This window comes from Pseudochryseolinea flava (genome assembly GCF_003286915.1).
In the GTDB taxonomy this organism is placed as follows: domain Bacteria; phylum Bacteroidota; class Bacteroidia; order Cytophagales; family Cyclobacteriaceae; genus Ohtaekwangia; species Ohtaekwangia flava.
The window spans coordinates 71,298-83,853 of the sequence record NZ_QMFY01000012.1; the positions used below are offsets into that span (position 1 = coordinate 71,298).

General features: G+C 44.4%; 8 protein-coding genes. 4 read left to right on the plus strand and 4 right to left on the minus strand.

The annotated features are described in order from the left end of the window. The first annotated feature begins 2 nt into the window (after positions 1–2). The gene (gene fabF, locus DQQ10_RS20115) at positions 3–1,256 is read left to right on the plus strand and encodes a beta-ketoacyl-ACP synthase II (protein ID WP_112748723.1); all 1,254 of its coding nucleotides are present in this window, start codon (positions 3–5) and stop codon (positions 1,254–1,256) included. Between the two features lie 475 nt (positions 1,257–1,731). After that, complete coding sequence (locus DQQ10_RS20120) at positions 1,732–4,686, plus strand: ELWxxDGT repeat protein (RefSeq protein ID WP_112748724.1); 2,955 nt, start codon at positions 1,732–1,734, stop codon at positions 4,684–4,686. Here DQQ10_RS20120 and DQQ10_RS20125 read toward each other — a convergent pair. The 4 genes from DQQ10_RS20125 to DQQ10_RS20140 form a co-directional block, all read right to left on the minus strand. Next, positions 4,683–6,035, minus strand: coding sequence for a sensor histidine kinase (locus DQQ10_RS20125; protein ID WP_112748725.1), 1,353 nt, complete (start codon positions 6,033–6,035; stop codon positions 4,683–4,685). The two genes, DQQ10_RS20120 and DQQ10_RS20125, sit on opposite strands and share 4 nt — an antisense overlap. 2 nt (positions 6,036–6,037) lie before the next feature. Next, the gene (locus DQQ10_RS20130; protein WP_112748726.1) at positions 6,038–6,481 is read right to left on the minus strand and encodes a hypothetical protein; all 444 of its coding nucleotides are present in this window, start codon (positions 6,479–6,481) and stop codon (positions 6,038–6,040) included. Between the two features lie 115 nt (positions 6,482–6,596). Next, complete coding sequence (locus DQQ10_RS20135) at positions 6,597–7,769, minus strand: DnaJ domain-containing protein (RefSeq protein ID WP_112748727.1); 1,173 nt, start codon at positions 7,767–7,769, stop codon at positions 6,597–6,599. 175 nt (positions 7,770–7,944) lie between these two features. Then, the gene (locus DQQ10_RS20140) at positions 7,945–10,050 is read right to left on the minus strand and encodes a beta-L-arabinofuranosidase domain-containing protein (RefSeq protein ID WP_112748728.1); all 2,106 of its coding nucleotides are present in this window, start codon (positions 10,048–10,050) and stop codon (positions 7,945–7,947) included. Between the two features lie 221 nt (positions 10,051–10,271). On the opposite strand from DQQ10_RS20140, the gene DQQ10_RS20145 reads away from it, so the two are divergent. Both DQQ10_RS20145 and DQQ10_RS20150 read left to right on the plus strand, forming a co-directional pair. Further along, on the plus strand, positions 10,272–10,931 hold the full coding sequence (locus DQQ10_RS20145; RefSeq protein WP_112748729.1) for an RNA polymerase sigma-70 factor: 660 nt from the start codon (positions 10,272–10,274) through the stop codon (positions 10,929–10,931). Positions 10,932–11,555: 624 nt separating this feature from the next. Next, on the plus strand, positions 11,556–12,548 hold the full coding sequence (locus DQQ10_RS20150; RefSeq protein ID WP_112748730.1) for a FecR family protein: 993 nt from the start codon (positions 11,556–11,558) through the stop codon (positions 12,546–12,548). Positions 12,549–12,556: the final 8 nt, after the last annotated feature.

Sequence of the window (12,556 nt, forward strand, 5' to 3'; positions counted from 1 at the left end):
ATATGAAGCAACCGCGTAGAGTAGTGGTAACAGGGCTGGGGGCATTGACGCCACTGGGAAATACTGTAACCGATTTTTGGAATAACCTCATCGAAGGAAAAAGTGGTGCGGCGGCCATCACAAGATTTGATACGACGAAGTTTAAAACAAAGTTCGCGTGCGAGTTGAAAGGCTACGATCCGCTTAATTATTTTGAGAAGGCGGAGATTCGTAAAATGGACCCTTTCACACATTATGCAATGATTACGACCGCAGAAGCGTTGAAAGATTCTGCGCTTGATCTTGATAAAGTAGATAAGACGCGTGTCGGCGTAATCTGGGGGTCTGGTAATGGTGGCTTTCAGACCTTTCAACAAGAGGTGATGGAATTTGCAAAAGGCGACGGTACGCCCCGTATCAATCCATATTTCATTCCGAAAGTGATCGTCGACATTGCATCGGGCTGGATTTCGATCAAGTATGGTTTTATGGGATTGAACTTTACAACGGTGTCGGCATGCGCGACGTCGACTACAGCGTTGATTGATGCGATGAATTATATCCGTTGGGGTAAAGCAGACGTGATTGTTGCCGGTGGTTCTGAGGCTGCGATTAACGAAGCTGGTATTGGTGGATTCAGTGCGCTCAAAGCATTGTCTACACGCAATGAAGATCCAGCCACGGCATCACGACCATTTGATATTGGCCGCGATGGATTTGTAATGGGTGAAGGCGCGGGATCGCTGATCCTTGAAGAGTATGAACATGCTAAGCGTCGTGGTGCAAAGATTTACGCCGAAGTAGCAGGTGGTGGAATGTCGGCTGATGCTTATCATTTGACAGCGACACATCCTGAAGGGGCAGGTGCTATCTTGGGGATGAAGTGGGCATTAGAAGATGCGGAGTTGAAGCCTGAGGATGTTGACTATCTCAATCCACACGCCACGTCTACACCGGTGGGCGACGAGAGTGAGATGAAAGCGGTGTCGAAGTTCTTTGGTGATCACGCTTCGAAGCTTCACATCAGTGCGACCAAATCAGCAACCGGACATTTGCTCGGCGGTGCGGGAGCAATAGAAGCGATTATCGCGATCAAGGCTTTGCATGAGAATACAGTTCCGCCAACGATCAATACGACGCAAATCGATCCGACGATGCCGCAAGGATTAAATATTGTAATCGGTAAAAAAGTATCGAAAACGATTCATGTGGCCATGAGTAATACATTCGGATTTGGTGGTCACAACGCGACCGCTGTGTTTAAGAAAGTACAGTAATTGTTTTTAGATGCCGTAGACTGCGGTATTTTGTTGAAGAGGCCTCTCGATATCGAGGGGCTTTTTTATTGCACGTTTGGTGTAGAGGCAATTTCTGAATACATGCAGACACAATTTAGTTTGTCGCTCATCGCGTGAAGGATTGAGGCATTTGTTTGAGCCCGAAATGGTCCCGATAGCCATCGGGAGTGGGTTGACTGGCGAGTGCCGAAAGCCTGACCGAGTAAAACGAGGGCACGCCCAAACGACAAAGGAAAAATATCGACAGATGGTAGTTTTCACCGTTTAATAGCTCATATTTGTGCACAGAATTCCACGATAGGTGTAATGGAAGAGCAGGCTTTTGATTTGCTCATGTGGAGTGCCTCCCTTGTTGATTGTTTTTCGGTACGCGCACGAATGCGGCTTTTTCCCTGGAGGGTGATATCGTTGAAGTTCGTTCTTTGTGTCTAACTGTCTATCTAATCTTAATCTTATGAAAAGAAAACTACCCCTCACTATGACAAAGGTTACGCGCAACCGTGCCCGATGTTTGATGTTATTGTTATTGCTATCGATGTCTCAATTTTCTCATGCGCAAATCAGTTTGCTCAAGGATGTCAATCGGTGGTCAGATCCGTACTACAACGACTTTAATTCTATCGAGGGACATGGTAACGGCGCCTTCTTTCATGGTGGCGACTCCTTGTATTTTACAGATGGCACACCGAATGGTACGGTGGCTTTAACGGCGATGGACTATCCGGACGGTGGTCACAGCTACAATGGCTACTACTATTTTTCAAACGGCGAAAGTTTATGGCGAAGTGATGGTACTGTAGCAGGAACTACATTTTTTAAAGATGTGCTGCCATCGGAAGAGTATGTTTTTTTTAATCCGGTCTATGTTGAAATGAATGGTATTTTGTATTTCAAGGGAAGAACGGTATCAACAGGGATAGAGATATGGCGCACGGATGGTACTGTTGCTGGTACGTATGTTTTGAAAGATGTGAAGCCAGGAAGTGCATCCGCAGATCCACAGAATTTAACAGTGGTTGGTAATAAATTATTCTTCTCTGCGCCAAGCGGAAATAACAAAGGAATCGAGTTGTGGGTGAGCGATGGAACACAAACTGGAACAACCATGGTGTATGATATCAATCCCGGTAGTAACAGTAGTGATCCAGCAAATATGGTTGGCGTCGATGGCATTTGTTATTTCACAGCGAAGAATCCTACTTACGGAAAAGAGTTGTGGCGAAGTGATGGTACTGCTGCAGGCACATGGATGGTGAAAGATATTCGGCCGGGATCTGCTGGCACGATTGATAAACTGCGTGCCGTAAATAATCTCGTAATGTTCGAAGCGCATGACGGCGTTCATGGTAAGGAGATCTGGAAAAGCGATGGAACGGAAGCAGGAACGCAAATGGTGAAAGACATTTATCCAGGAAGTAATGGAAGCAGCCCTGAGCCCTATGTAACAACCGAGGTGTTTAGTTATGGCGGCATATACTATTTTATTTCCAGTTACGTAAGCAATCGTTTATGGAGAAGCGATGGTACGGAAGCAGGTACGTATCCGATCACCTCGCCGATGCAAGGTGCTGATTACAGTTTTATGTACATGAACTTCACGGTCTTTAATGATGAGGTTTACTTCATGGCGCAAGATGATTGGCTCTACACGCAGCTTTGGAAAACGGGAGGTACGCTCGCGAACACCGTGAAGCTCGATAATCGTTTTGGATATTTTACGTATGGCAATTCTGCGCGGCTCGCGGCTTGTGGACAGAATTTAATGATGATCTCGCAGGAAGTTGAGTTACCAACTGGCGTGATGTCTCCGACAAAAATCAGGATCGGCGATGGCACACCGGGGGGAACAACAGACGTGTTTACGTTACCGGCACCGTCGGTAGGAAGCTCTCCGCAGTATTTTATCGCACTTGACAATGCGACATTGTTTGCAGGGCAAGAAGGAGGAGATTTTCTCTTCCATAATCTTTATCGAACAGATGGCACATCATCTGGAACATCAGAAGTTAAAAAATTCAAGCACGTGCATACCATGCAGCGTTTGGACAATCAGCGAGTTGTATTGACCGCGCAGTTAGTTGAAGGCGGATCGGCTTTGTATGTTTCTGATGGTACCACTAGCGGGACACAAAATATTACACCCGCTGGTGCACCGCCGTTAAGGATACGATCATCTGCAAACGCTAATGGATGGGTGTTTTTTCATGGTGCCAATTATTCTAGTGGAACGTCGAATGGCTTGTATAAAACGAACGGTACAAGTGCGGGTACGGTATTACTCAAAAGTTTTGAAGGAGATGGCTTTGGTGCATTCGAGATGGCGGCATACGGCGATAAACTTTTGTTTTCTGCGCCAGAGAATCCACCTGCTTACCAACAAGAACTCTGGATTTCAGACGGCACTGCGGCGGGTACGTCTATCTTAGCTAATATTAATCCTGCCGGCGGATCATCGCCACATCTTTTTACGCCTGTAAATGGTAACATGATTTTTACAGCTTGGGATGGAGCTGGTTATGAATTGTACATTACCGATGGCACAACCGCAGGGACTTCGAAGCTAAAAGATTTTTCACCGGCGAAGAATGAAATTCAGGAACTGACAGCGTTCGACAACAAGGCACTCTTTACCGTTTCTAACGATGCCGATGGAAGATCGCTTTGGGTGACAGATGGTACAGCAGCGGGTACGTTGCTTGTAAAAGATTTTGCTGCTGGCTTTGAACAAATTGATATCGTAGAGCAAGTCGGAATTGATATGATGGTACTCGTTACGATCGGTGGACAAACAGCGTTATGGAAGACTAATGGAACAACAGCGGGAACGATATTGGTAAAACAATTTGATGTTCAGTTCACGCATATCTATAAGGCCACATCGGAAGTGATTAATGGCGTATTGTATTTTGCTCGTCAGGCTGAGGGCGGCGGACTTTGGAGAACCGATGGAACTGACTGTGGCACTTTTCAGATCGAATCATCACTGCCTATTTCGGTGCAAGACATCGGATCGGTGGGTGCGACGGTTTTGTTTAACGGAAATATCAATGAACAATCTTATATAAGCGAGTTTGGCCCAGAGTTGTATCGATATGATGTTGAAGGAATCGCGCCTTGTGAGGCGGTGGCGAGAGCGGCTCAGTTTAACGATGAAATGAACGGTGATGACACCATGCGTTCCTATCCGAATCCCTTCAAACATGAACTGATCGTACAAGTGAACGGCGAGGCGAACAGAACGTATGCGGTTGAAGTGTTCGCGCTTAATGGAAGACGAATTCAATCCACGGCTGAACTTATCTTCAATGAAAAGTATCCGATGGGCAGTGAGTGGCCAGAAGGAATATATTTATTGAAGGCCAACGTTAACGGTAAAATTGTTACGCGGAAGGTTGTGAAGACCCATTAGAACTTCAATGTAAAACAGGTTCTTACGTCGGGTTCAGATTCAACGGTAATAGAACCATTGTGCATTTGCATAATTTGTCGAGACAGGCTCAGTCCAATACCTGAGCCTGTTTTTTTTGTGGTGTAGAAAGGAACGAAGATGTGTTCCAATGCTTCTTTGATGATTCCCGCGCCATTGTCTTCCACTTCGATTTTTACGATGTTGTCTTCGTAGATGCCCGTAAGTTTTAAATAAGGATTTTCGGTGTCGCCCAATGCCTCAATGGCGTTCTTTAAAAGATTGATCAACACTTGTTCAATCATCTCTTCATCGATCAGGATCGTGATGTACTCCGATTGGCAATCTACTTGGAAACGAACTTGCGTCTTTTTTAATTCGGTTTTCATGAGATGCGCGACGTTGTCGAGCAAATCCTTCACGCGTATTGACGTGAATTTTGGTTTGGGTAGCGACGTGTATTCGCGGTAAGCGTCGATGAATTTAATCAAGCCTTTGCTTCGATTGGCAATCGTGCTGAGTCCATCGCGCAAATCTTCGGCGCCTTCATCTTTCAACTCGTAATGCGTACCCTTATTCTCCATGTCGTGATCGAGTATGTCGCGCAGGGTAGAGGTGAGCGAGGAGATTGGCGTGATTGAGTTCATGATCTCATGACGGAGCACGCGTGTGAGATTTTGCCATGCCTCAAGTTCTTGTTGTTGCAATTCTGGTTGGATGTTTTGCAACGTAACCAATTTCACATCGGTGCCACGAATACGGAGCTCCGTGGCCTGAATGGTAAGGTGTAAGTCGTTGCTCCCCTTATAGAGTTCACTCTTTCCTGTTTCAACGCTATTGATGGCGTGATACAATTTCGGATTGATGTTGATCAGCTCACGCATGTTACGGATGGAAGAAAGTCCGATAAACTTCTTCGCATTCATATTGATCAATTGCACAGTGCCATCAGCATCGAAAGAAAGAATCCCGGTTCTGACTTGTTGAACGACAGTATTCAAATATTGCGCTTGCTCTTCTTTCTCGGCACGCGCTTTTCGAAAAGCTTCCAGTACTTCATTAAACTCGACGTTAAGTTCACGGAAACTTTTTCCGAGTTTGTTATCGTTGGTGAACCCGGAGATGAAGTCAGAATATTTTACCGATTCGAGGAAGCGCGTGAGTTTACGGTTCGTCTGGCTGACGAATCTGAAGATTTCAAAAAGCTGTAGGGTGATGATGCCGCCTGTGAGGATAGCAGCAAACAGCATGTTGGGATGCGTGACCATGTACATAAACAAGGCCATCGTGATTCCCAGCAGGACTACACGCAGAACGACGCGGGTTCTAAAATCGTTGAATCCGAAGTTCAAAGTTACTGCGCTTCGTACAATTTGAGGAAATCGATTACTTCATTGCGGACGTTGCGTGACTTCTGACCATCGTACGCTTCGGTTGCGATCGATTTGAAAAGATCACTGACTACCGTCGATTTAAAACCGAGTTGCTCAGCATAAATCGTGGCTACTTCCAACTCGATGTCTTCCACCACTTCATCGAGGTAGATCATGTACACCAAGTGATAAATTGATTCTAATTTGACAATCACGTCGCCAGGGTGAGCGAACTGAAGATTGCTTAAATCTACATTGGCGCGTGTAAGGTCTTCCGGGTTGAGGTGCAATTGGAAACCCCATTTGAGGAGGCATCTCAAGAATCTACTTTCGATTTTCTGTTGCCCGAGAAAGAGGGCTAAAATATTGAAATAGCTGTTTTTTACGGATGCAAGGTGCTCCTGATCAAACTGACTTTTTTTCATAAATTACATCTTGGGTCTATTGGAATGCATGCCTTTCGGGCGAGCATTATGGGGTGAAATTACATATTTTTCTTGTATTCGTGGGACGCCACGCCTTCGAGTTCAGGCGTTTTTATTACCGGCAATGCAGCTGAATCAGCGAATCGGCACCTGGGTAAAGACGTTGTTGACTTTCCGTGAGATCATTGCACGCTAAATGGCGTTTGCCCTCCCTCAAGTTGCAAATTGCCCGCAATGCGTAGGGCTCTCCGCGGGTAGGACGAAGCTTCATAGCCCAATCGCACGCACCTTGCGCCATCGCGTTGTTGTTAAGCTGCAAACTAGTCCGAGCCTGACCAATAAATAATTCGTAATACACATCAGGAAGATCATTGTCCGAGAACCTTGATGCGAAATTATCACCATACAGTGCAGAAAGATTTTCTTTGAATTTTTTCTCACCAAGATTGAAATACAATATGGCCTCTTGTGCATTTTCAAGATAGTCGAGGTTAATGATGCCGATGTTATAAATAAGATTGAGGTCGTTTGGGTTTTGATGATGCAGCTGTTTCATCGCGACTACGGCTTCGCGATAGTTGCCGAGGTAGTATTGGCAGAATGCAATTCCTTGAAGTGTTTTCTGTGATGGCGGTGATTCTTTCTTTTCCAGGATTCGGTAGTTCACGACTGCATTAGCATACTGATGAGCGTCGAAGTCTTGCTCTGCCTTTCGACGAATTTCATCCAAGAGACTGTCGCGCGTGAAGGAGAGTTGTAGTGCGCCGGGATTTCTTTTTTGTAGTGTGTCGAGATACGTAATTGCCCGTTCAAAATTTCCTTGAAAAAACATGGCCTTGGCCTGACCGATAGCCTGAGTTTGTGCGGAGAAATCGTTGTTACGATCATTATTCCATAAATAAGTTGCCGTATGGAAGAGTGTTAAGCAAAATCCAGCGATGACAATGAATACAAGAAATGTCAGGGCCTGTATTCGAAAGTATTCACGATCGATGCGATAAACACTTTGCATTGCATGGCGCATTTTGTAATACCGTCGTCGCTGTACTTCGGTGCGCTGTTCTTTTTGCGGGATCTTATAAGACTGAAACGTTTCATCATAACGCGACTTTTTCAACGGGTCGGTCAGCACGTGATACGCTTCATTGATTTGTTTGAATTTTTCTTCGGCTATGATGTTGCCTGGGTTATGGTCAGGATGATACAATTTAGCAAGTCGCTTGTATGCGGCTTTAATTTGCGCGGCGTCGGCGGAACGTGCTACTTGTAAGATGCTGTAATAATCCATATTCGGATTTTATGTTCTCCAATGTTCAACTCAGAAAAGCTAACGTTGAAAACGTAAAAATATTCCTGCAAGTCAAAGGGAAAATTAGAAACTTCCATTCCGTTTCGACTAAGACTTCGAATAACAAAGATATTAATCTTTCATTGACGGGTTGAAGTTTTCTGGCTCTTCGTGCTTATTCGGCAACAGGGAATTCACTGATGCGGAGGGTAGAACATCCATACGGTACAAGGATGATTTCTTCGGGTGGCATCTGCTTGACATGAAATAGCGGTCGACTGTGAGGAAGGGGACCTGGCATGTTGTTGTAAATTTGCCAATCGGGAATAATCTTTCCTTTTGTTTTTAAATAGATTGGAGCATTGCTAAGATTCCAAGGGTACAACGCGAGATCATCTTTTCTGACGACTTGGAAATGTTTCTCTGGATTTCGAATCGCTTCCTCTAACAATGCGTAGTTCCATTTCGATTTCGGAAATACTTCATAAAAACTTCCGAAGTGATCTGTGGCATCACGATACTTCCAATCTTCTTCGATTCGCAGGGCATACACCAACGGACCGCGTTCTACGGAAACGGAATTTTCTATCCAACGCTTCGAACGTATCATCATGGGAAGTTCAAGGCTCACCGTGTCGTTGTTGTTCCATCGTCTCTCGATTTTAATAATCTGATTGCCTGAATATGTTTTATAGAGAGTTCCATTGATACTGACTTTAGCGTTTTTGCACCACGCGGGAATTCGAAGATGCAAAGGAAATATTAGTGGTTTGGATGTATTGATTTTAAATTGAATGTTCTCATCGAAAGGGTATTGCGTTGATTCGTGAATCGTGACGTCGATATTTTGGATTGTCGTGTTCACTTCGCATGCTCCGTAGACGAGGGCTGCGAGACCATTATCGGAAGTCGTGTACCATAGGTTCTGAATAAATTTTGGCCATCCCTGATGCATGTTGCAGGTGCAGCAAGGATATCCGTTAACAAGACCAAAACAAAGGTCTGTGCCGCCGTGAAAATCTTCCTCATAAAAATTACGACGGTGTCGTGAAGCTTCAATTTGGTTTGCGCATTGAAAGTATTGTCGGTTGTTGAAATCGTCCGTCGTTTGTGTAGGCAGTGCGTTGTAAGCAAGCTTCTCAAGATGATCGCCGAAGGTTACGTCGCCGGTGATGGACAACATATTTTCAAGAGAATACATCATCTCAACAATTGAACATAATTCAACACCTTGTGTTGGATTGTTTCCATGGAGTGGCTCATCGCCACCGTACATTCCCTGTGCTTGTCCATGGAAGATTTCAATATCTTGAAATGCTTTCTTCACTGCGCGGAGGTGATTTACATTCTTGTCTTGCTGGTAGTATATGATGGGTGTTTTAATTCCCTGCGCCAGATTCACGCAATGAAAACTTTGAAGTTGTCCGACATGCATGCGATCGATAAGCTTTTGATCAAATGGAAATTTATCGGCAGTATGATGGGGATAGAGGTGATCGACGTTGTCTACTTTCGAGTAATTGTTCAGGAAGATAGTGGTGAATGGTAAAGTCTGTTGTTGGATGAGTGATGCGAGGTCTAATAAATATTTTTCACCAGTGAGGTTATAAAGCCAATAAACCACGATCAAGTTGTCGGCAGCGCGTTGGCTCGCCCAGAATGTCCACGTGTCGAGTGGTTTTGATGGTAGCGTTTTGAGTTGATAACGGAAATATTTATCGAGAACTGAAATCACACGTCGATCTTGCGTAGCCATGTAGTATTGCTGAAGCACTTTAAGCATGACCATTTTTGGCCACCAGTCTTCACGCGGTTCTTTTTGAATACCGGCTTCATCTTGTTGTGGCGTGGTGAACGGTAATGGACCAATATATCCAGAGGGTAGTTGATGCGATAGTGTCCATTCGATCCACGGCTTTACTTTGTTGATAAGCATCGTGTCTTGTAAGATGTATGCGAGTGGTAGTAGTCCGTCGATCCAATAGGGGCCACGTTCGAATCCATCGCCGTCGCCACCAAGCCAGCCATTACGTTTGCCGACGACGAATTCATAACGTTCGTCAAGATGGCCAGTGAGTCCATCGCGCATAATTTCAAGTTGATGACGAAGCATTCCTTTTGGCTTGATTGCACCGATAGGCAGTGTAGCATAAGGCACGCGCAAAAGCGGTGGACGGTTGTGTGGAAAAGTATGCTCATGTACGCGTGGTTGAGCCAATGCAGAAGACGCGGAGAACAACAGAATGGACAGCGAGAGTAGCAGTATATTTATTGTGCGCATTGCGGTGAGTTTTCAAAATTGACGCATACAAAAATAGAAGAACCTCCATCGAAGGTGAGTTAGTGACGGAAAAAGGAGCTCTATATATTATAGGGTACCAAATATCCATAAAAAGAATAAATCGATTTAGCACTAGGAGAAGTTCTTAACATTTATCTATATTTGATTACCCTCAGATCATTTTCGATAAAAATAGATTCGACACTTAATCATTGGCGTGAATGATTGAAAATAGATTAATTGACAACGGCCGGTCTATGCTCATGGGAGAAGAATCTCCTGTGGATGAAGTGGCGCGTATTGTCGACGAGGAAGTATTGATCCGAAAAACATTCGAGCACGATCCGCAAGAGGGTTGCGAATTACTGTTTAGGAAATACTACACGATCTTGTGTAGCCATGCTGTACGTTTTGTTTATTCTCATGATGTTGCTGAAGATTTAGTTTCTGAAATATTTTGCAAGTTCTGGAATGATCAGATTTATGCTTCGATCACAACGTCATACCGGGCGTATCTCTTTAAAGCAGTCCGGTACAGTGCCTATAATTATGTGAAGTGGGAATTAAGTCGTCGCAACAAAACCGTTTCTCCTGAAGAGCACTTATTTGATATTAGTAGCTTGAAGCCTGAGCAAGCATTATTGTATGATGAACTCGCTCATGAGATTAATCAGATCATTGACAACCTTCCGAACCAATGTAAACGTGTTTTTCTACTGAGCCGCTTTGAAAACAAGAAGTATAAAGAAATTGCTGATGAGCTCGGTATTTCAGTGAAGGCCGTTGAGGCGCATATCAGCAAAGCACTCGACATACTTCGCCGAAACCTTAAATCAGAAGATCTGTTAGTGTGGCTAATTTTGTTTGGGTCGATGCAATAGCTAGTCAGCGCGAATTTTCCTTTTTAGTCTTTCAGCTTCAATACTTAGTATTCGATATTCGATGCGTTGACTTAAGCACTTCCTTCGGTATGGATTCGTCTTCACCCCTGGCCCCTGAAGGGGAACTCGATTTGCGTGCTGACCCTTTAGGGGTGGGGTGACATTTTTTATGTCTCCTTACTTAAGTCAATGACATTGATTCGATATTCGATATCGTTGACTTAAGCACTTCCTTCAGGTATGGATTCGTCTTCACCCCTGGCCCCTGAAGGGGAACTCGATTTGCGTGCTGACCCTTTAGGGGTGGGGTGACATTTTTTATGTCTCCTTACTTAAGTCAATGACATTGATTCGATATCGTTGACTTAAGCACTTCCTTCAGGTATGGATTCGTCTTTACGCCTGGCCCCTGAAGGGGAACTCGATTTGCGTGCTGACCCTTTAGGGAACGAAAGGGGTGGGGTGACATTTTTTATGTCTCCTTACTGAAATCAATGACATTGATTCGATATTCGATATTTCTTCAATTCGGAAGTCTTGAAAAATTACCTGTCCTGAAAATATTTTCAGCCCAACATAGGGTATCGTTTCCTTCACTTGTCTATTGCCTGAAATCTAGGAAAAATGAAGGAGAACGTTTCGGAAAGAATTTTATACGCATATTTTGAGAATAAGGCCACGCTGAGTGAAAAGCAGTTGATTAAGCAATGGCTGCAGCAGGAGGGAAGTGAGGAGGTTTACTATTACCATCTTTCGAAATGGGAGGCTCGCCGATTGCAATATCAACCTGACCTGGATCAAGCAACAGAACGCTACAAGCAATTTTTACAAGGTAAATCTAAGACTGCGACCAAGAGCGCCGATATCGTTTCTATGCCCGTCGCTTCATCAAGGAAATGGTTTAAGATTTCAGGGGTAGCGGCCTCATTGTTACTGTTGTTTTCTGTTGGGTATCTATTAACAAAAGATTTCTTTCGATATACCACCTACACTACACCGTTTGGGATGACGCAGCATATTTTGTTGGAGGATGGCACCGAAGTTACTTTGAATGCAAATTCAACACTGAAAGTCCCTAACGATTTAAGTGCAGCGGAAATGCGTGAAGTGTGGCTAGACGGCGAAGGATTTTTTCACGTTGCGAAAAGACCGAATCGTGTTCGCTTTAGTGTCCACACCGACAACATGAACATTGAGGTGTTGGGAACAAAGTTTAATGTTAACAATCGCCGTGGAAATACGGAGGTTGTGCTTGATGAAGGCAGCGTTAAACTCACGTCGCCGTTAAGTCGATCGACAGGAATTATCATGAAGCCCGGTGATTTTGTGTCACTGGCTGTAGCCGATACCACATTTAAAAAGAAGATTGTTCGTCCAGCAAAATACAATGCGTGGCAGAGCAACAAACTCATTTTCGAAGACACACCACTGCGCGTCGTTGCCGAAAAGATCGAGGACTACTATGGCGTTACCATTAAAATTCAGAATCAGGATCTTGCCTGGCGTGAAGTAACCGGAACTTTGCCCAACAATGACCTTGGTGTTGTGTTGAAATCGCTGAGTACATCCCATAAGCTTGAGATCATTCGGGAGAAAGACGTGATTATTTTTCGTTAACCCAACCG